The following is a 21,094-nucleotide window of genomic DNA, read 5'->3' as shown; positions in this document are numbered from 1 at the left end:
ATTTATATGGGCAAACGAATAATTTCAGGAACGTTGGCAAACTCGATTTTCCCTGTCGAAGATTTTGTATAATCTCGTAATGTAGGTTCCACATGACGTGTATCTACCGGTCTATAAGTAATCTCAGGTTCTTCAGGAGAATATGATGCTAATGTTGTCTTTAGCCAATGGACATCATCACGTTTCGGGAATTCTTCTTTATAATGAGAACCTCGGAATTCATCTCGCAATAGCGCTCCTTTTGTAATTGCTAATGCTAGCTCTATCATAGGGCCCATCTGACGTACAAAATGAAACGTCTTATTGGCAAACTGTGAAGAATCATGTACAGAAACCTTTTGGAGTCTCTCTCTAAATATTTTCAGCTGTTCTAGAGTATCGCTTAAATCTTTGTTGTTTCGTTTCACGGTAACATTTCTAATCATGACTTTAGCGATCTCTTCATGTAAAACAAAGATATTCTCACCTCCACTTCTTGAAAGTAAAAGAGCATTTTCTTCCTTCTCTTGCTGAAGAGCATCAGAAAAATCTGTAGAGGTTGTTGGACAAGAGCCAAAAGCAGTTATGAAACGCGCTGCCTCTTCTCCAGCAACAAGTCCCGCATATAAACAAGATAATAATGAATTTGCTCCTAAACGATTCGCTCCGTGATATTGGAAATCAGATTCCCCACAATTGAAACATCCTGGAATATTTGTCATTTGACGATAACGACTATCACGATCAGGATCATCCGCAGCAGGCCAATCTACCCAAGCACCACCCATGGAATAGTGCACAGCTGGGAAAATTCTCATCGGGACTTTATCAGGATCTTCTCCAGTAAATTTCCTATAGATATCTAAAACGACTTCTAGCTTATGCCGTGTGGAGGCCGGTAGATGAGTAACATCTAAAAAGACTTCCATGCGTCCATCAACTCCCAATCCTGCTTCACATACCTGTAAGATAGCTCGAGCGCCCACATCACGGCTAACTAAGTTTCCATAAGCAGGATACATTTCTTCTAAGAAATACCAAGGTTTTCCTGTTTCTCCACACGGACGTTGCGAACCATCAGGGAAAATGATTGTCTTTGAGGCATCTCCAGGAACCCAAACGCGTCCACCTTCACCACGAACAGATTCAGATATTAACCGTAGCTTATCAATACCAGGAATTGCTGTAGGGTGAATTTGAATAAACTCTGGATTTGCATAGGTCATTCCCTGTAAGAATAATCGCCCATTTGCTGCTCCTGTACAAAATGTCGAGTTTGTGGACATTTTGAAAATAACTCCTGGGCCACCTGTAGCAAAAATGACAGCATCTCCCTTAAGAACTTCCAGACGATTATTGAATAAATTCATCAATACAATCCCACAGGTCCTTCCAGAACTGTTAGTAATTAATCTTACAAATTCATGATTTTCGAATTTATTAACCTTCCCCTGACTTTCTCGACGACGTACCTGTTCGTCTAGGGTATACATAAGCTGCTGTCCCGTAGAGGCTCCACAAAACACTGTACGATGATATAGAGTCCCTCCAAATCTACGCACATCTAATTCTCCATTAGGAGTACGATTAAAAGGACATCCAAAATTATCCAACATACGGATAATTCTGGGTGCAGCCAAACACATTTCTAAAATAGGAGGCTGATCTGCTAGGAAATCACCACCTTTGATTGTATCGTATGCATGTATGTAGGGAGAATCTGCTTCTTCATGTTTAAGATTAAGAGCAGCGTTTATTCCTCCCTGAGCACATACAGAATGAGATCTTTTTACTTTTGTCAATGATACGAGATCAACAACAATACCGTAATCCGCCAATTTCATGGCCGCTGATAACCCTGCTAAACCACCACCAACGACAATAACTCTACAACCCTGTGCTTCCATAATCTTATGCCACGCTATACAAATTCCAAATCACACTAATGCCCATGGCAGCAACAACAACCATGGCAAAATAACACAAATTACGTAAAAGAGCCTGAGACCGTAAAGATATAACAACTCCCCACCGGGAACAAAATGTCCAAAAACCATTAAACCCATGAAACGCAGCAGCTATCACAAGTATAGTATAGAAAATGGCCATCCATAAGGATCCCAAAGAATCACGAACAATATACAGAAAAGCCGTCCCTACATTGGGCGTAAGAAGATATTCCTTATTTCCTGACAATTTAGAAACAGCGCTACCTTCTAGATCCTCCTTATCCAAACGGATAGTTCCCGTTTGAGGAGCTGAAAAATTTATAGTGAAAAATCCTTTGGTGCCACGGACTATCGCCGAATAGCGAGAGGAATCAATATCCACAACATAATATGTTTGTCCATGCAGCTCTACATGAACAGGATAACGAAGAAAACGAAACTGAACAACGTGAAAAATAAGCCCAAAAAGTAAAATCCATGCTGTTCTTCTCTGCCAAGTATAAGCAATGTTTCTCGCATAAATTAAAGCAGGTTTACTACCATCAGACTTCCCAGAATTACTCTGGGCCTGGAAAAGATAAACTATACCTATGACAGCATGAGTTATAAAGGGTAATGCTAAAAAGGTGATTTCTATAATCTTCAGACCGGGAATCTGATGGAATTTACTCACCAACTGAACAAATCCCTTTCCCTCATTAAAATAAGAAGAAGCAAGCATATTCGTAAACATATGCTCACAAAGAAACAACGTAAATGCAACTCCCGCTAAAGAATGAACACAACGTAAAACAAAGCTGGTGTAGTACTTCCATGGCTTCTGAGTCATCTCAGAACATGCTTCCCTTTCGTTCATCGTAAGCCTTTATTTCACAATCTCTTTTTCTAGCAACCATAAAAGCTTAAATAGAATTATGTGAAGCTATTTTTACTAGCAAATTAGAGATAAGGCTAACCTTTTTTACGACCCTCTAAAAATCGTAGAATATTACCTCGAGCTATATCTGCAAGCTCTTGAGAGTCGATACCATGAATATTAGCAATAGTCTCAACTGTATATGTGATGTAAGCCGGCTCATTTTTTTTACCACGATAAGGAGTTGGGGCTAGAAAAGGAGCGTCTGTTTCTATTAACAAATGGTTAAGAGGGATTTGGGCAACTACAGAACGTAAATCCTGAGCATTTTTAAACGTAATAATCCCACTAATAGAGACGTACCATCCACGAGAAATGAGCTCCTTAGCCTCTTCTAAAGTTCCTGTAAAGCAATGCAACATCCCAGGACAGGAGCGTTCATCATGATGATAGTATTGATCTATCATATGGAAAAAATCATCGAAAGCACCACGACAATGGACAACCAAAGGCAATTCGCATTCTAAAGCTAAAGACAAATATTTCTTTAGAACCTCTTTCTGACGCTCTTTAGCTGAATCATCTGCGCCGAAACAATAATCTAAGCCTACCTCACCAATAGCAGCTAATTTTCCAGACTGAGCTAAACCTTGGAAATATTGAAAATGTTCATCTATATCTGTATGGGCATCTTGGGGTGGAGTTCCAGCAACATGACAAAAACGCAATTCTGGGAAACGCTCTGCATAATCAAAAGATTTATTCAACTCGTCAATAGTTGTTGTTACATTAACAAAGAGGGAAACTCCGGAATCTTTTGCACGGTGAATAACATCAGTAGCATCTTCCATAAATGCTTCATCCGAAAGATGTAAATGCGCATCAGCTAAATCCATAACCCTTCTCCTTAAAATCTTGACACGAGGAAATGTACAATCATACATCTCCTAATGAAATATCTTCAAAAAAATCGATCTTTTAAGAAGCATTTCTTAAATTAAGAAAAAAAAGAGTGTATTTATTCAAATACACTCTAAAAAGTCTAACATCTAAAGTTATAGATTAATTTTTCGAAAAAACCATATCTTCAAGAACTGATTGCGTAATCTTTTCAGGAAGCACTATAGGTTCCGACTGATCAGCAGGATAATAGACATAGGAAGGAACGCTTGCACGTCCTAAACGCGCTAGCTCCTCAGTAATACCCGGGTCCTTACGTGTCCAATCTGCTTCCAGAGTAACTACCCCGCGTTCTTTAAACATCTCCTGTGTAGCCGTTGCATATAATACAGGTTTGTTCATCTGACAGGTTAAGCACCACTTAGCTGTGAAATTTACAAATACAGCTTGTCCCTCTTTACGTAGCTGCGCAAGTTTTGTTGCAGAAAAGGGCTGCCAGGAACTTCCTCCCTGAACTACTACAGTTTCTACTTCTTCTGTGAAATTTCTTGAAGCTATAAAGCTCAATGATAGGGCCCCCGCAACAAATCCAAAAAATAATGTCGAAGCGAATACTCTCTGTTTCTTAGGAGAAACAGGAGTTCCCCATTTCCCTAAAATCCATGCTCCTAGTCCAGCAAGCCACAACCCAGCAAGTAAAAAAATTAACGCTGTAGTACTTGTTTCTGAACCAAAAATCCAGGCCAGCCAAGTTACCGTTCCTAATAACATGAATCCAGTAAGTTGTTTAAAAGTGCTCATCCAACTTCCAGGTTTAGGAAGAATAGATAACATCTTAGGAAATACAGAAAAGACAAGATAAGGTGAGGCCATTCCCAAGCCAATAGATGTGAATATCATCAACTGCTTGATAAATGATAGAGACATAACCAAACCTAATATAGAACCTAAAAAAGGTCCCGTACAAGGTGTTGTTACTAAAGTAGCTAATACTCCATTAAATACAGCTCCTACAGCTTTATTCTTAGAAGCTCCCGACTCTGTAGACTGAAGTTTCCCACCAAGGTTAGCAAACATCGTTCCCATTTCAAATAAGCCTAAAGAGCTCAAAGCAAATAGAAAGAATACAATCATTAAGGTGGCTACAAACATAGGCTCTTGCAGCTGAAAACCCCAACCAATGTTATGACCTAACATTTTTAGAAGAAAAGCGACTCCTGCCAATCCCCAAAAACAGCCCACCACTCCTAAAGTAAAACAAAGACCATTGACAATCACAGAAGAGCGATGTTCTCCTGCAGATTTAATCAATCCATAAACCTTAAGAGTTACTAAAGGCAGAACACAGGGCATGACATTAAGAAGAAGTCCCCCGAGGAACGCCATCGCTATAATTGTCATATAATTCCAGAATTCTGAGGTTTGTCCAGAATCACTAATTTGACCCTGGATAACGAAAGACTCGATCTCTCGACCTGCGCTATCCGTAAGTAATAAAACACCTCGTAATTCCTGATTCTTCTGAACTCCCGATAGCGTTTTAACCTTAAGTTTCCAAGCTGTCCCGGAAGTCTCATTTATCGCCTCTTCAGAATAAGCAAAGATTTTATCAGCCTTCTCTGAGATAAACCAAGCTTTCTCTGCTCGGTTTGAGCTGCCAATAATATTTAAAATAAGCTCTCCTTCTTGACTACGGCCTAATGTAATCGTCTGATCATCCTTCAATAAACGTGGTCGAGATTGTAGAGTTTGAGCAAACTCTATGGATCTTTCAGGATGTAAAGGAGCAACGCCATCGCGATACGGCAACGACAACTCTAAATCAACATTCCCAGGGACGCAACTCTCTCCACAGGCCAACCATTCCACATGGGCTTTTAATACTATAGATTCGTTATCAGCACCACTTTCGGGAGCGCGGATATCTGCAACTATAAATGCATTATCATCGTAACCAAAGAATGTCGTACCGTCTTCTTCGAAAACCTTTGGAGCAGGCCAATGCTCCTCCTCAACGACAAACCCGTTGGGTAAATTCCAATTAATTCTTAATGGACTCCCCACTTCTCCTGGGTTTTTCCAATAAATATGACTTCCTTTAGGGGCGGATATTTTAATCCCCAATCTGAATATTCCACCTTTAGGAATATGAGATCCCTCAGAAACTAGAGTAGCACCAGGCAAAGCTTTTTCCTCTACTACGGGCTCTGCGGCACGCAGTTTCTGACCATGCGCACTAAAGGCAGGCAGAGAAAGTAGAAAAGCTACCAATATAGTTTGAAAATGCTTTTTGATTTTATTCAAAATAACTCCAATTATTTCTAAATCAGGTAGATAATTATACACTATATATAGTTTTATTTTTATAAATGCTTTCGTAAATCTCTTTAACAAAACCTACTTGGCTCTATACCAGAATTTTGATAGGATCGTCTTTTGTACAATCCCCTCATTATGTAAAGAATTTTACTCTATGTTACAATTCACCCATAATCCAATTATCCAGGCCTTCAAAGAAGCCGATCTTTTCGGTAAGGGGATATTCTTTAGCTTATTGATTCTTTCCCTGTGCACTTGGACGGTACTACACCAGAAGCTTGCTATTCAAAAAAAATTTCTAAAATCAGGAAAATCTCTTAAAGATTTCTTAATAAAAAATCGTCATGCTCCGTTATCTTTAGAAATTCATCCGGAGCTAAATCCGTTTGCAGATCTATATTTCACTATTAAACGAGGAACTTTAGAACTTCTCGATAAAAATCGTCAGCAGGCTCCTGATCATGGACCAGTGTTGTCTATTGAAGACATTCAGTCTCTGGAGACTCTACTAGGAGCGATTATGCCCAAATATCGTGCAATTATGCATGAAAACAATTTTATCCCTGCTACGACGATTAGCTTAGCACCCTTTTTAGGTCTTTTAGGGACTGTTTGGGGTATTTTGGTAGCTTTTTCTCATATTAGCTCGGGACAGGCTGGAGGAACAGCAATGATGGAAGGGCTAGCGACAGCATTAGGAACAACAATTGTGGGGCTATTTGTTGCGATTCCTTCTTTAATTGGGTTTAACTATCTTAAAGCTCATTCTTCTCGATTAATTCTAGAAATAGAGCAGACAGCATATTTGCTGTTAAATTCTATAGAAGTTAAGTATCGTCAGACAAATTTATGAAACGTATTATCGTTGAAGATAGTGAAGAAGATCCCAATGTCAATCTCACTCCGTTAATTGACATTGTCTTTGTTATTTTGATGGCATTTATGATTGCGATGCCCTTAATACGTCTTGATTCCATAGCTCTAGCTCCAGGAACCAAAGAACATAAGGTTCTCGGGAAAGATGGAGAGCTTCCCACAACAATAAAAGTATTAGCAGATCATACGATCACATTAAATGATCAGGTTCTTTCCTTAATGGAATTAAAAACACAACTGACCCTTCTATATCAACGAAACCCAAATAGAGTGCCTCTGCTATTACAAGATGGCGATACACCTTTTAGATTATACCAAGAAGTAAAAACTACGATAGAATCAGCAGGATTTCACGAACTCCATATAGCTTTAAAAAGCTAATTATGAAAAAGACGCTTCCTTATATTTTCTTTGCAACTTTTCTCCACGGAGTCTGTATTGTTCTCCTTGCATATTCTCCGGTGCAAAAAAAACAACCTAAGCTCCTACCTTTTAAAGAAAAGCTCGTTATTTTGAATGAGTCTCTTTCCATTACAAAAACATGCACAATAGCAACACCTCCATCACAGAAGCAAGTAGTCAAAACAGAAAAAAAACAAACTATTGCTCAGGAACAGCCTCAACAATATCCTCCGAAAATTCCTGCTAACAAGAAAAAAATCGATAACCTTAAACCGGTAGAAAAAGAAAAATCCGAATTAAAATCACAGGCAGAGGCTAAAACTTCTGTAAAGAAAAAAGTCGAGAAAGACGCCAAACTCAAAACTATTGCTGATCTTGCAAAAACACTTTCAAAACACCTCGATGATAGTGATGCACGACTTGCGGATATTTCTCTCCCCATAAGCAGGGAACTCGCCATACACTCATCTTTAGCAGCAACTCAAGAAGAAGAATTGTGCCAACTACTTCGTGAATATATTGTTTTACCCTTTTCTGGGGAGGTTCGAGTAAAACTTGTATTAACACCTCAAGGGAAACTCCAGGAATGTGTTTTATTATCCGAAATTAGCGAAGCTGAAAAACAACTCGTTCTTATGCGAATTCATGAAATTCCTTTTAAAAAATTCCTAGACAAATACAAAATCTCGAAAAATATCACTTTTCATATTAAACTCCTGAGTAGTGAATCTTAACACAGTAGGGGCTGTCGGAATGATACGACGTATATTTGTCAGTGCCTTCCTTATTTTTGGGATAGTTTCCCTCTATGCTAAAGATTTAGAAGTTACCGTACGTTCTGAGATCTCCCTATTACCAATTCACGTAGAATTGAAGATAGGTCCTAATGATGCAAAACAACAAAAATATCTACGCACATTATGTAATACCTTCATTAGCGATTTAGCTCTCGGAGATCGCCTCCAGCCCTCTCTCGTCAAATCTGAAACTCTTTCTACTCCTTTTAGTATTGCCATTGTTTCTCGTTATCCCGAAATCGTATTTACCATAGCTAGAGGTTCTCAAAACCATCAGCCATTTCATTCATTAGTACTTACAGAAAATAATGTTAGTAACCGTCAAAAAATACACGAAGCAGCAGATAAGATTCATTATGCTCTCACTAGCGTTCCTGGAATTAGCTCGGGGAAAATTGTTTTCTCGTTAAGCAAAAATCCACAAGATTGTGAATTAAAACAGGGAGAACTTTGGTCTGTAGACTATGATGGAGGCAACCTGTGTGCTCTTACGCAAGACAATTCTTTATCCATCACTCCCAATTGGATGAACATAGGAAGTGGTAACCCTTATCTTTATGTCTCTTATAAATTTGGTATCCCTAAAATTTTCCTAGGTTCTCTAGAGAACACTATGGGTAAAAAGGTTCTCAATTTACAAGGGAATCAGTTTATGCCTACATTTTCTCCTAGGAAGAAACTCTTAGCTTTTATTTCGGACACCTACGGGAATCCTGATCTGTTTCTTCAGAGTTTCTCTTTATCAAGAGGTGCTGTGGGGAAACCACGAAGAGTACTGAATGAAACTTTCGGAACTCAAGGAAACCCTTCTTTCAGCCCCGATGGTTCTAAGCTAGTCTTCGTTTCTAATAAAGATGGTAGACCTCGCTTATACATTATCCAAATAGATCCAGAAATTCAAACTCCACGTTTACTCACGAAAAAATATAGAAATAGCAGTTGCCCTTCATGGTCTCCAGATGGTAAAAAAATAGCCTTTTGCTCTGTAATTAAGGGAGTTCGTCAAATTTGTCTGTACGATCTTTCTACAGGGAGAGATTATCAACTAACAACAACTCCTACAGACAAGGAAGGACCTTCATGGGCTATTGATAGTCATCATCTTGTTTATAGTGCAGGAAATTCAGGAGAGTCAGAGCTTTATTTATTAAGTCTGATTACCCAAAAAACTAAGAAAATTGTTATAGGAGTGGGGGAAAAACGTTTTCCTTCCTGGGGAGGATTCCCTAACAACCAATAAAGAGAATCTTATGAAAAAGAAATATTTAAGCGTTCTGAGTTGTTTACTACTTGCGCTTTTCGCTTTACCTTCTTGCTCTTATCCTTGTGGTGATTGGGATACCGTTTGCGAAGATTGTCAGCATCCAAAAAGAAGAAAACAAAATTTCGCTTTTGTTCCCCTTTATACTGATGATGAAATGAATCAAAATTTCGCAGATACTTACGATTCCAAGGAAGAGCAATTATATAAAACGAGTAGTCAATCGGTTACTTTTAGAAATATTACTTTCGCCACTGATAGCTACACAATAAAAGGTGAAGAAAATTTAGCTATTTTATCTAGTCTTGTTCGCCAAATGCAGAAGTCTCCAAGAACAACATTATATATAGAAGGTCATACTGATGAGCGTGGTGCAGCAGCATATAACCTAGCTTTAGGATCGCGACGCGCTAATGCTGTTAAACAATATCTAATTAAACAAGGAATTTCTGCAGAGCGATTATTTACTATATCTTACGGGAAAGAGCAGCCTGTAAACTCCGGTCATAACGAGCTTGCTTGGCAACAAAATCGTCGTACAGAATTTAAAGTCCATGCACGTTAATTATAAACATTTGTTCTCCTGTGGATTATGGTTGTGCCTGGGGATTATCCTCCCTATGGATGCTGCGGGGAAAACCCCATCCATACAAACTGTGCTTGCAGAAGTTGAGGATACTTCTGCAAAGTTATTATGTCATGAAGCTGAAATACAGATACTAGCAGACCGTATAGATGAACAAGATGGTAAAATTCAAAGATTGTCTTCTGCGAAACCAGAATCTCTTACAAAACAAATTCAGCAATTAGAAATTGAACAAAAAACTCTAGCGAAAACTGTTGCTGTCCTTACAGCTTCTGTAAAGGACATTCAAGCCACTCTAAATAATAAACTTCAAGAAATACAAAAAGACCATAAGACTCTCTCGCAAGATATTCGTCTCTTACGCCGTTCTCTTTTAGCTCTTGTTGATGGCTCTTCTCCTGAAACTTACACCGATCTTTCTGATGAGGTACCCTCACATATCCATATTGTGAGACCTGGTGAAACCCTAGGTAAAATCGCTGCGAAATATAAAATTCCCGTATCAGAATTAAAAAGACTTAATAAATTAAATTCTGATGTTATTTACGCTAATCAAAAGCTTTGTTTGCCAGAGAATAAGAAATAAACATCAGTTTTTTGATAACTAATATTTACTTCTAACTATAGATAATAAACAAAGTCTTTTGTAGGATCGGAAATAAAGTCCGATTTATCCATAATTCAATGAAATTGACAATTGCTTTATTTGGTGAAGCAGAAAAAGGAAGCTACGACACTGCTTACCTATGTCGCACTACGGCAGATCTTTATGACCATCTTGGTGGAAGATCTGCAACAACTAGGTCAGGAATAGCCTTAGCGATACAAGCTTTGATGTACGACTACAATGTGCTTTATTTCAGAGTGAAAGAAGAAGGGTATTGCGTAGATAGTTATTTTTTCGGTCTACACTTCTTAAATACTCAAACTAATTTAAAAAATATTATCGCCATGGGCCTTCCAGGTGTTGGAGACCAACACATTATAGAAGCCTCTAAATCTCTCTGTCGAAAATACAAGAGCTTTCTTTTGTTTTTCGAACAAGATCTCTATGATTTATTAACTTTTAATAAAGTTTTCTAATCAATGGTTCCGAAGTACTCTTTTAAGCCTTCTTCATTAGGAGCCATAGCCTTCTCCCCTTGATGCCAATTTGCGGGGCATACGAGTCCATGATTTTCAAAGAAAATCAAAGCATCTAACACACGGAGCTCTTCATCTATAGAACGACCCAAAGGGAGGTCGTTGATTACCATATGTCTAATTATACCATCCTTATCGATCAAGAAAGATCCACGGAATGACAATCCGGATTGAGAGTCCAATACACCATAGAGTTTAGAAAGTTCATGAGTTGTATCAGAAACTAGAGGATAAGTAACACCTTTAACTCCTCCAGATTTTTTGTCAGTATCTAACCAACGTTTGTGAGTATCGAGATCATCAACGGAGCAACCAATGATTTGTGCACCGCGATTTTCAAATTCTTCTAAAGAATCTTGGAAAGCATGAAGCTCCGTAGGACACACATAAGTGAAGTCTTTAGGATAAAAGAAAAGAATAACGTATTTACCACGATAATCTTTCAAAGAAACATTCTTTACTTCGCCGTCAACGACTGCTTGTACAGAAAAATCTGGGGCAGTCTTCCCAATAAATAGCGATCCCATTACCACCCTATTTTTTATGATTATGCATCGCACCAGAGAGGACTTGAACCTCTGACCACCTGGTTCGTAGCCAGGTACTCTATCCACTGAGCTACTGGTGCACAGCTCTTTCGATAAAAAGTGTAGTCAAGTTAGGCCAAATGATCAAGTCTTTCTCCTTATCTTTGAAAAAAAGATCTTTCTAAACCAAAAAGACATTACTATATCAGGGGATGTATAAAATTTATTTACTTATGCATCCTTCGAAAATTAGGGTTCCGGAAAGGATGGATTTTGCATTTCTTCCGAAGAGTCTGCAATCAAAAACGAACTACTCAAAAGTAAACAAGAGATAGAAATAGAATATTTCAAAGCAAATTTAATCATTGTGAAAGAATCAAACACTCCTGAAATAATTAAATTTTCAAAAGTATCATTAATGCAATTATATCCAAAGTAAGGGTCTGGATGCGCTAAAACAGTATCTACTACATATTCTGGAACTTTCCCGCAATTCGTAGCTAAGACTCTAAGAGGAACTTCTGCGGATTGCAACATGCACTTACACCCAAACAGTACTCCCTTAGACAATTGCTCAGGGATTTTCACGATAGATGCTGCGCGGGCTAAGGCTGAACCTCCTCCAGGAAGACAACCTTCTTTAAAAGCAGATTTTATACATTTTAAAGCATTTTCTAAGTGAATTTTCTTTTCTTTGAATTCGTTTTCTGTCGTGGCTCCTAAATATATCCGAGCTACTCCACCAACAAATCTGGCTAAACGCTTTTCTAAATCCTGAGTATCCATTTCAGAGTTACTATGTATGATAGCCTGTCGCAAATATTCTATACGTTGTTCTATTCTTTCCTGGTTTCCTTTCCCTTCAAAAAAAACAGTTGTATTTTGTTTAACAACGATTTTCCCTACCCGACCTAAAATATCTAAACTACTCTTATCTAAAGAAATTCCTAATAAATCTCCTACAAGAGTGGCTCCTGTCAAAATAGCAATATCTTCTAAAATTTCTCTACGCTGTTGCCCATATCCCGGGGCCTTTATTGCACATACAGGAAGGTTCCCTTTCAGTTTATTAACAATCAAAATAGAGAGAAGCTGAGGATCAAAATCTTCCGCGATGATAATTAAAGGATCACAACTCGTTTGGAAGGTCTGTTCTAAAAAATGAATAAACGATTGATTTAAAGAAGATAATGTCTGGTTACACAATAAAATAGACGCATTTTCATAGATGACTTCCATCGTCTCGGGATGCGTTATAAAATATGAAGATAAATATCCCGAATTGAATCCTACATGTGTCGTAGTTTGTAAAGTAGTCTCTAGTCCTTCTTTTACTACAAAAACTCCCTCAATTCCTACCCGAGCTATAGCATCGGAAAGGATTTTTCCAATGGATGCATCATAATTGGCTGAGGTTGTAGCTATATGAAATATATCTTCTGTTTCATTGATTTCAACTGCGAGCTTAGTAAGCTCACTATCTAACATTTCTCCAGCAAGTTGAATTCCTTGTTTGATTTCTAAAGGATCTAATCCAACGGCAATACCTTTGAGTCCCGAAGAAAATAACGCATCTGTGAGCACAATAGCTGTGGTAGATCCATCCCCTATCTGAGCTTCCGTTTGTAATGCAGCTTCCCTAGCAAGTTTTAGACCAGTATTTTCAAAAACATCAGATAAATGGATCTCTTTAGCTATTGAAGCACCGTGTTTTGTGACGTAAGGAGGGGAAAGATCTTTTTTGATAACAACATGGGACCCTTGAGGTCCTAAGGTTGAGGTGACGGCCTTAGCTAAAGCACGCACGCCTCGATTTAACGCGCTAAGCCCTTCTAATCGATTCTTGAATATTTTAGACACGTTTTTTCTATGTCTCCCCTAGATTCCAGGGATAAGGCGACCCTATAAGGTCGCTTATAGAAACAACAAAAATTCCTGTCAAACAGAGGAATCCCTAGAGGAAATTACTTTTAATCACCATAGTCCGCTATTAAGAAGGGCTTACGTATATTTTCAAACTTTGTTCTGCCTTCAATACATAATTTTTTTAACGGCCAAATAATATACCGCTCGTTTTGGCAAATATATAAAAACTTTTCTTCTCCTAGACAACGATGAATAGACGTTCTTCGTAAGGGAATTTTTTCCAAAGCTTTAAAAGCATTCTCAACTTGTTTAGGATAAAGAGTCTTTAGAGTTCCTAAAATTGTACACTGCGTTTCCATGGGAAGAAATTCTTCAGGCTTTTCTAACATAAGTAAAACTCCTGAACAAAATTCCATTTTATATTTACCAAAAAAAGGTTCGTAACAAAAAGGATAGAACCTTACTCCTGGTAATCGCGCTTCATTTAACTTCTTCGCAACAAGATTACCATCCATCCAGGGCGCTCCAATTACTCTAAAAGGAAGAGTGTAACCTATACCAATACTTGATACAGATAAAGCTCCTATAATCCCCGTTGCTGCATAGAAAAAAGTCGTTTGTGCATCAGGAATTTGTGGGCTAGTAGGAATCCAGTTTAATCCAGTTTGAGAGAATGTCATCGAACGTTTCCATCCTTGCATGGGAACAATAGATACTTGAGCATAGGGGGCATACTTTGCTTTATAAAATAACGCTAGTTCGCCGGGAGTCATCCCATAGCAATAAGGAATTTCCGGAGTATAATCCGATTGAGACGCAGGCAGGGGGCCATCGATTATCCTACCTCCCATAGGATTTGGACGATCTAAGATGATCAAAGTCTTTTTATACTTTTGTGCAGCACAAACTAAATGAAGTAATGAAGAAACGAAAGTATAGGAACGCACTCCAATATCTTGTACATCATAGATTAAAACATCACTACCTTGCACAGCACATTCAGGGATGTCTTTAATACCGTAGAGAGACACTGTACGCACTCCTTGAACTCCTGGAGCAGTTCCAGGAGTTTCTGCAGGTGCAGTACCATAATAGCCATGTTCTAATGTGCAGAGGATATTCAAGGAGCATAGATCTTTATGCTCTTGAAAAACAGATAAGGCATCCTTTCCTTCATTATTAATAGCAGCATTATGAGAAATTAATGTTACTTTCTTACCACGAATCCAAGAAATATAAGATTCATCGTTGAAAATACGATCTAACCCTACAGAAACTTGAGAAAATCCTAAGTAAGGAAATAAACATAATAAAATTAAAAACGAGCGTATCACTCTCATAACACCTATCTGCCTATAAAAAAATAACATTCTGATAGTTTGTATGTTGGTTAAGTACTGCTAGCAAAAAAGATATCTTTGTGCAACCGTGCGAGTAGTTGTGTAGGTGCGTCTATTTCGATTATTTTGTAATATAATCGCGGAAGACGCTACACTCGACAAAATTGCTAGTGTGATTTCAAACAAGACAAAAACTTCTAGTTATTTGCTCTTTCCCTTTTGCTAAGGAGAAACCCATGAAGATAGTAATTGCTAGCTCCCACGGTTATAAAATACGAGAAACCAAGACTTTTTTAAAACAATTAGGAAGTTTTGATATTTTCTCATTAACAGATTTCCCTAACTACCACTCTCCTAAAGAAATAGGTTGCCTTCCCGAAGAAAATGCTCTAACAAAAGGTCTTCATGCAGCAAAAGAGCTCAATTCTTGGGTTATTGCGGATGATACTATGCTCATGGTGCCTGCATTAAATGGTCTTCCTGGCAAACTATCAGCCATTTTTGCTGGAGAAGATGCATGCGATAAAGATCACAGAAAAAAACTCCTACAAGAGATGCAATCTTTAGAAAGTATTGTAGACCGTTCTGCATATTTTGAATGTTGTATTGTTCTTGCTTCTCCTGAAGGGAAATTCTTTAAAGCTCGAGGAATTTGCGAAGGCTATATTAGCAATCAAGAAAAAGGTTCTTCAGGGTTTGGCTATGATCCATTATTTTTAAAATATGATTATAAACAAACATTTGCTGAACTTTCTGAAGATGTAAAAAATCAGGTCTCACACAGAGCTAAGGCTTTACAAAAGCTAGCTCCTTATTTGCAAGACCTGTTAGAGAAACATTTAGTCTCTAGGAACTAATGTTTCTAATGAATGTTTTAAACAGCCGCGAATTTCACGCATCTCTGCAAGTATAGCTTCTGCTCTTAAGAAATCTGCCTCTAAACTTGCTGTAGCAGGCATGCCTTCTTTACCTTGAAGTTTCTGCGTTGCTACGGGCATCTCTAAACTAACTGTAGATTTCGCTGTAAGTCGGTGTGTCTTGTTAAAAGAAACTGTTTGAATACCTTCATTCATGGGAGCTTCCAATTAATCATGGGCTTATTCAGCTTTTTAAGCAGGTAGTTAATTTTTGAAAAGTGCGAACAGCCAAAAAAACCTCTATGTGCCGCTAAAGGAGAAGGATGCGGGGCTGCTAAAATAGCATGTTTATGTGTGGAACGAAAAAGCAAATCACATTTCTTTCTTGCGGCATTCCCCCATAATACAAAAATTACATGAGAACGGTTTTCTATAAGCTTAGCAACAATAGCATCAGTAAATTGTTCCCATCCCCGACCAGCATGAGAAAAAGGAGTTCCCGCACGTACAGTTAATACAGTATTTAATAATAAGACGCCTTGATCTGCCCAAGATTGCAAACATCCTGTAGTATTTTCTATTCCCAAATCAGTCTGTAATTCGCGAAAGATATTAATAAGAGATGGGGGTAAACGTACGCCTTTCGGAACGCTAAAGCTTAATCCATGAGCTTGCCCTTCTCCAGGATAGGGATCCTGGCCAAGAATAACAACGCGTACACAATCAAAAGGTGTGCTTTTTAATGCAGTAAAGATATTGTCTTTTGCGGGATAAACGATTGTCTGGGAATACTCAGATTGTAAAAATTCCCTAAGCTTACACATATAGGGCTGGGACCATTCACTTTTAAGCTGCTCTTGCCAAGACAAAGGAAGCTGGTCTATAGTAAAGGCATTTTGCATAAACCACCCACTTTTATTATTTGAAACTAGAAATATATTAACCTTCTTAGATTATTTTAGCTTCAGTGATCCTGATTTTTTCAGCCAGAAGCTATAAGTTAGGATACCACTATGCTCACTTCAGAATTAAACGAAGCACAAATTGCAGCTGTTACCTCACCATTAAGCCCTATTTTGGTTCTTGCTGGAGCTGGAGCTGGGAAAACTCGCGTGGTAACATGCCGTATTCTCCATTTAATTAATGAAGGCATTGCTCCTAAAGAAATCCTGGCGGTTACCTTCACCAATAAAGCAGCAAAAGAGCTTAAAGAACGTATTTTGCATCAATGCCCTCAAGCTCATGGTGCGGATATTCCTATGGTATGCACATTCCATAGCTTAGGAGTCTTTATCCTACGTCGGTCCATACAAGCTTTAAACAGAGAAAATAATTTTATTATCTATGATCAAAGTGACACCGACAAGCTTCTTAAGCAATGTTTACAAAAATTTAATTTAAAAAAAACTCTCAGTAATTCGATACAATATCACATATCCCAAGCAAAAAACCGTCTATTGTATCCTGAAGATTTAGATCCTGAAGAATATGTTGATCCGGTGGTTTCTATTTATAAAGAATATCAACAACGTCTAAATGAAACTAATGCCCTGGACTTTGATGATCTTTTATTTCTTACTGTAAAGCTATTTAAGGAATTTCCTGAAATCAGAAAAGAATACAGCGAACTATGGAAAGCCCTCCTTATTGACGAGTATCAAGATACCAACCACGCACAATATATGATGGCTCAGACTATCGCGGGGAAACATCAAAATATATTTGCTGTAGGAGATCCCGATCAATCTATCTACTCTTGGCGCGGAGCAAATATTCATAATATTTTAAACTTTGAAAAAGACTATCCCAGAGCTCTTGTTCTACGTTTAGAAGACAATTACCGTAGTTATGGGAATATTCTTAATGCTGCGAACGCTTTAATTCAAAATAATGCCTCGAGATTAAAGAAAGACTTACGAAGCGTAAAGGGTCCTGGAGAAAAAATTCGTGTATTTCTAGGAAAAACAGACAAGGAAGAAGCAGAATTTGTAGCAGATGAAATCAATCGTCTCCATAGAAGAGCAAATATTCCTCTACGTGATATTTGTATTTTTTATAGAACAAACTTCCAATCTCGCACCTTTGAAGATGCTTTATTGCGTAGACGTATTCCCTATGAAATTCTTGGGGGATTATCTTTCTACAAACGCAAAGAAATTCAAGATATCCTAGCTTTTCTAAGAATGTTCACCGCTAAATGTGATGTTGTTGCCTTTGATAGAACGGTAAATCTTCCCAAACGCGGTTTAGGACCTTCTACGATTTCTTCTTTAACAGACTACGCTCTCACCAATAACCTACCCATGTTAGAAGCATGTAGAAATGCTTTAGAAAGTCAGGCTGTAAAGTTATCTAAGAAACAACAAGAAGGTTTAAGAAGTTATCTAAGTATTTTCCAACAACTTGAACATGCTTATGAAACTCTTCCTCTTAATGAGTTTGTTGTCGCCACCATACGAATTACAGGATACCTTCAAGTATTAAAGGAAGATCCTGATACTTTCGAAGACAGAAAAAGCAACCTTGATGAACTTGCTTCAAAAACTTTTGAGTGGGAACAGCAAAATACAGAGGGCACCTTAGAAAGTTTCTTAGATGATTTAGCCTTAAAAAGTTCTACTGACGAAACAGAACTTATTACAGATCGTGTCAATCTTATGACCATTCATAATGGCAAGGGACTAGAGTTTCGCATAGCCTTTGTCGTAGGATTAGAAGAAAATCTCTTTCCCCACGCAAACTCTAAAGGAAATTATGAAAATCTTGAAGAAGAACGGCGGCTATGCTACGTAGGAATCACTAGAGCCCAAGATCTCCTTTATTTAACCGCAGCACAAACTCGTTTTCTTTGGGGCACAGTTCGTGTCATGAAACCGAGTCGATTTCTTAAGGAAATCCCTAGAGATTACTTGATTCAAGTACATTAGGTATGTTTCAGCAACATCAAAAGCTTTCTCAAAACTACCTTCCCTCGCTGCGTATGCAGCAGGGATTGCAGATGTTGCAATCTTCAATTACTGAACTTTCTTCTTATGTACTTCAACAAATCATCCACAATCCCTTCTTCGATATCTCCTCTTTAGAAGATGAGGAGTGGTCTGTATGCTCTTCTTTACCCTCTATAGACGCCGCGTACTCTCGTCCCGAATCTTTATTTTCTCATCTTTTCACACAAGTACAGCAGACGTTTGATAGCTCCGAGGAATTGCTCATTGCTCAGCACATTATAGGCAATCTATCAGATCAAGGTTTATTCCTTTCCTCTCCTGATGAGCTATCATTACAGTTAGAAATTCCTGTAGAAATTATTCATACTGTTTGGCAAACGATTCAGCATTTTCATCCTTTAGGTATCGCGTCCCCCTCGTTACAAGACTATTGGCTACTACATTTAGAAAGCTCTTCACATACTCTCGCTTATAAAATTATCAAAGAACACTATTCTCTTTTGATTAACTGCGACTTTCTACGTATAGCAAAAAAATGTCGCTGCTCTCCTTTAGATATAAGAAACGCTCTAAAACTAGCTCTAGCGAAAATTCCTTGGTGTCCTGCAGAAGGTTATGCATCTTTATCTAATATACAACCCGCGCTTCCTGATGTTTACGTTACTAAAAAACATCAGATTTGGGAAATTCAAGTTAGTTCTCGAGGATTACCTCCTATAAAACTTAACAGTGAAGTTTTTCATATTTATGAACAGCTTCCTAAAGAAGAGAAAAAAAATCTCACACAGCAAATTCTTTCTGCTAAATGGCTTATTAAAAATTTAAGAAAACGAGAACAAACTTTATTTGCTATTGTAGAAAAGGTCCTCCCTCATCAAGAAAGCTTCCTTCTTGGTAAAACGTCTTCCCCTAAAGCGTTATCTGTAAAAAACTTATCTGAAGAACTCTCTTTTCATGAATCAACAATATTTCGTGCTATAGAAAATAAGACATTGGCAGCACCTATCGGAATTATTTCTATGAAACAGCTATTTCCACGTGCTGCGAGTAATGATACTTCTCAATCTAAAGAAACGATCTTACAGTGGATTCATCAATGGATAGCTTCAGAAACAATACCTTTATCCGATGCTGATATTAGTGAACGAATTTCTCAACAAGGAATTCAATGTGCCCGCCGTACAGTAGCTAAATACCGCTCACAATTAAAGATTCTTCCTGCGCATAAAAGAAAATCGTATTCTGAAATGTAAAGCAGTTTTACATCTTAGAAGTTAAGTAAAGTAAGCAATATAGATTTGCTGCCATCGAACACTTTCTAACTTTTGCTCTCTAGCATATTTTTCAAGGATTGGAATCGGTTGCGTTGCAAACATACGAATTTCTGCATCTGTAAGTCTTAGCATCACCCATAAAGGAGGAATGCCAAGCATCCTACGGATCTTTTTCATAGCACGACGAAAATAACTCTGTACAATGAACAGCCTAGCTCCAAAATAGGCAGGGGTCGCAAGAATACAAGCAAGACCAGCCAAAGGAGACCATAAGCTTAACCCTAAACCAGACAGCACGAAAAAGAATAAACAATAACTCTCTCCTGGAGAGCGAAATAAAGGTCCTAAAAACCGTCGCCACACCTTTGATGAGGTTTGATAAGCCAAAGCTTCTTCAAACATAGGTTCGTAGAACTTCATACGTGCAGCGTGGACGGCCTCATGAGCAAGGATCTCTTCTTTAGAATACATATAAAACCAACGCGCCGCTTTACGTAAGTGTTTACGCAACTGTATAATCACCTGATTATTTGCTATCCAAGTGCATCCTGCCTCCCAAACATCCATACCTTCATTAGAATAGATCACTTCTAAATGTGTAGGGTTAATATCGAATATTTCTTGTAATCTTGGGGGGAAAGCTGTCGGGTGATCAGGGGCATTATCGATAATGTCTTGGGCCCGATGTAGAAAGGGAGGTTTTAACTCTTCAGGCCCAGCTATGATCCCCTGCTTATTCAAATCAAGCAGATCATCTTCTAAAGATTTTGGAGGAATTAAAAACTCAAACTTTTCCACGTTTTAGTTCCTTTTTTCTAAGACACTAACTGCACTTCAGAAACTACTTACCCATCGTCAAAATCAAAAACGTAGTTAAAATGGATCAATGGATTTGAAGCAAATATTCTGATTAGATGTAAGGTTTGTTTCTTATCTTTTCAACTTTCAAAAACAAGAAATATTCTTATTAAAGTTTTCTTGTAGAGCTACATTCCATAAGTATTACATTATTCCCTTGAAAAGAATCTACCTCATACTGAATAACCATTAGGACGTGCCAGGGCCTCTGGTCAAATCTCTGCTGAAGAATTAGGGTTTTGTTCTTTTGAATATGTTTCATATGGGATCGGCTCTACAAATCGTAGAAATTATCGAGATAATGAATTCTCAATAATAAACGATATTTTCCTCTAAGAGAAAAATAAAATTACCTA

General features: G+C 38.0%; 20 protein-coding genes and 1 tRNA gene. 10 read left to right on the top strand and 11 right to left on the bottom strand.

Features of this window, described 5'->3' with window-relative positions; translation table 11 throughout:
• Positions 1-2: 2 nt before the first annotated feature.
• The 4 genes from sdhA to O1W70_RS03160 form a co-directional block, all read right to left on the bottom strand.
• On the bottom strand, positions 3-1,886 hold the full coding sequence (gene sdhA, locus O1W70_RS03175) for a succinate dehydrogenase flavoprotein subunit (protein WP_332380878.1): 1,884 nt from the start codon (positions 1,884-1,886) through the stop codon (positions 3-5).
• A gap of 4 nt (positions 1,887-1,890) precedes the next feature.
• Positions 1,891-2,784: a succinate dehydrogenase cytochrome b558 subunit gene (locus O1W70_RS03170; protein ID WP_332380877.1), complete on the bottom strand. Its 894-nt coding sequence runs from the start codon at positions 2,782-2,784 to the stop codon at positions 1,891-1,893.
• A 95-nt stretch (positions 2,785-2,879) separates the two neighbouring features.
• Complete coding sequence (locus tag O1W70_RS03165) at positions 2,880-3,680, bottom strand: TatD family hydrolase (protein ID WP_332380875.1); 801 nt, start codon at positions 3,678-3,680, stop codon at positions 2,880-2,882.
• A gap of 166 nt (positions 3,681-3,846) precedes the next feature.
• Positions 3,847-5,988 (bottom strand): thioredoxin family protein, encoded by a 2,142-nt coding sequence (locus O1W70_RS03160; protein WP_332380873.1) that lies wholly within the window; start codon positions 5,986-5,988, stop codon positions 3,847-3,849.
• Between the two features lie 169 nt (positions 5,989-6,157).
• On the opposite strand from O1W70_RS03160, the gene O1W70_RS03155 reads away from it, so the two are divergent.
• The 7 genes from O1W70_RS03155 (at position 6,158) to O1W70_RS03125 (ending at position 11,008) form a co-directional block, all read left to right on the top strand.
• On the top strand, positions 6,158-6,856 hold the full coding sequence (locus O1W70_RS03155) for a MotA/TolQ/ExbB proton channel family protein (RefSeq protein ID WP_332380871.1): 699 nt from the start codon (positions 6,158-6,160) through the stop codon (positions 6,854-6,856).
• A complete protein-coding gene (locus tag O1W70_RS03150; protein ID WP_332380870.1) occupies positions 6,853-7,260 on the top strand; it encodes a biopolymer transporter ExbD in 408 nt (135 codons plus the stop codon). Before O1W70_RS03155 ends, O1W70_RS03150 begins: the two co-directional genes overlap by 4 nt.
• A gap of 2 nt (positions 7,261-7,262) precedes the next feature.
• On the top strand, positions 7,263-8,015 hold the full coding sequence (locus O1W70_RS03145; RefSeq protein WP_332380868.1) for an inclusion-associated protein: 753 nt from the start codon (positions 7,263-7,265) through the stop codon (positions 8,013-8,015).
• A gap of 19 nt (positions 8,016-8,034) precedes the next feature.
• On the top strand, positions 8,035-9,318 hold the full coding sequence (tolB, locus tag O1W70_RS03140; protein WP_332380866.1) for a Tol-Pal system protein TolB: 1,284 nt from the start codon (positions 8,035-8,037) through the stop codon (positions 9,316-9,318).
• Positions 9,319-9,328: 10 nt separating this feature from the next.
• A complete protein-coding gene (locus O1W70_RS03135; protein ID WP_332380864.1) occupies positions 9,329-9,904 on the top strand; it encodes an OmpA family protein in 576 nt (191 codons plus the stop codon).
• Positions 9,894-10,511, top strand: a complete 618-nt coding sequence (locus O1W70_RS03130) for a LysM peptidoglycan-binding domain-containing protein (RefSeq protein WP_332380862.1) — start codon at positions 9,894-9,896, stop codon at positions 10,509-10,511. Before O1W70_RS03135 ends, O1W70_RS03130 begins: the two co-directional genes overlap by 11 nt.
• A gap of 98 nt (positions 10,512-10,609) precedes the next feature.
• Positions 10,610-11,008, top strand: a complete 399-nt coding sequence (locus O1W70_RS03125; protein ID WP_332380861.1) for a hypothetical protein — start codon at positions 10,610-10,612, stop codon at positions 11,006-11,008.
• Here O1W70_RS03125 and O1W70_RS03120 read toward each other — a convergent pair.
• From O1W70_RS03120 to O1W70_RS03105, 4 genes are all read right to left on the bottom strand, one after another.
• Positions 11,005-11,595, bottom strand: coding sequence for a peroxiredoxin (locus O1W70_RS03120; RefSeq protein ID WP_332380859.1), 591 nt, complete (start codon positions 11,593-11,595; stop codon positions 11,005-11,007). The two genes, O1W70_RS03125 and O1W70_RS03120, sit on opposite strands and share 4 nt — an antisense overlap.
• A gap of 28 nt (positions 11,596-11,623) precedes the next feature.
• Positions 11,624-11,696, bottom strand: a tRNA-Arg gene (locus O1W70_RS03115).
• A 148-nt stretch (positions 11,697-11,844) separates the two neighbouring features.
• Positions 11,845-13,455 carry a molecular chaperone GroEL gene (locus tag O1W70_RS03110; protein WP_332380858.1) on the bottom strand — a complete coding sequence of 537 codons (1,611 nt, stop codon included), beginning with the start codon at positions 13,453-13,455 and terminating at the stop codon, positions 11,845-11,847.
• A 110-nt stretch (positions 13,456-13,565) separates the two neighbouring features.
• On the bottom strand, positions 13,566-14,801 hold the full coding sequence (locus tag O1W70_RS03105) for an exo-beta-N-acetylmuramidase NamZ domain-containing protein (RefSeq protein WP_332380856.1): 1,236 nt from the start codon (positions 14,799-14,801) through the stop codon (positions 13,566-13,568).
• A 236-nt stretch (positions 14,802-15,037) separates the two neighbouring features.
• Here O1W70_RS03105 and rdgB point away from each other — a divergent pair, with 236 nt between their 5' ends.
• Positions 15,038-15,658: an RdgB/HAM1 family non-canonical purine NTP pyrophosphatase gene (rdgB, locus tag O1W70_RS03100; protein ID WP_332380855.1), complete on the top strand. Its 621-nt coding sequence runs from the start codon at positions 15,038-15,040 to the stop codon at positions 15,656-15,658.
• Here rdgB and O1W70_RS03095 read toward each other — a convergent pair.
• Positions 15,641-15,874, bottom strand: a complete 234-nt coding sequence (locus O1W70_RS03095) for a hypothetical protein (RefSeq protein WP_332380854.1) — start codon at positions 15,872-15,874, stop codon at positions 15,641-15,643. The genes rdgB and O1W70_RS03095 overlap by 18 nt on opposite strands.
• Positions 15,871-16,560 (bottom strand): uracil-DNA glycosylase, encoded by a 690-nt coding sequence (gene ung / locus O1W70_RS03090; RefSeq protein WP_332380852.1) that lies wholly within the window; start codon positions 16,558-16,560, stop codon positions 15,871-15,873. The genes O1W70_RS03095 and ung overlap by 4 nt, the downstream gene beginning before the upstream one ends.
• Positions 16,561-16,671: 111 nt before the next feature.
• Here ung and O1W70_RS03085 point away from each other — a divergent pair, with 111 nt between their 5' ends.
• Complete coding sequence (locus tag O1W70_RS03085) at positions 16,672-18,585, top strand: UvrD-helicase domain-containing protein (RefSeq protein WP_332380850.1); 1,914 nt, start codon at positions 16,672-16,674, stop codon at positions 18,583-18,585.
• Positions 18,586-18,587: 2 nt separating this feature from the next.
• Entirely contained in the window at positions 18,588-19,859 is a 1,272-nt protein-coding gene (gene rpoN / locus O1W70_RS03080; RefSeq protein WP_332380849.1) for an RNA polymerase factor sigma-54, read from the top strand.
• Between the two features lie 21 nt (positions 19,860-19,880).
• On the opposite strand, the gene O1W70_RS03075 is transcribed toward rpoN, so the two are convergent.
• On the bottom strand, positions 19,881-20,678 hold the full coding sequence (locus tag O1W70_RS03075) for a hypothetical protein (protein ID WP_332380848.1): 798 nt from the start codon (positions 20,676-20,678) through the stop codon (positions 19,881-19,883).
• Positions 20,679-21,094: the final 416 nt, after the last annotated feature.

This window comes from Chlamydia sp. 16-02 (genome assembly GCF_042235055.1).
GTDB lineage: Bacteria > Chlamydiota > Chlamydiia > Chlamydiales > Chlamydiaceae > Chlamydia.
Note: the sequence above shows the minus strand (reverse complement) of the source record. Positions and strands in the feature narration are given on the sequence as shown.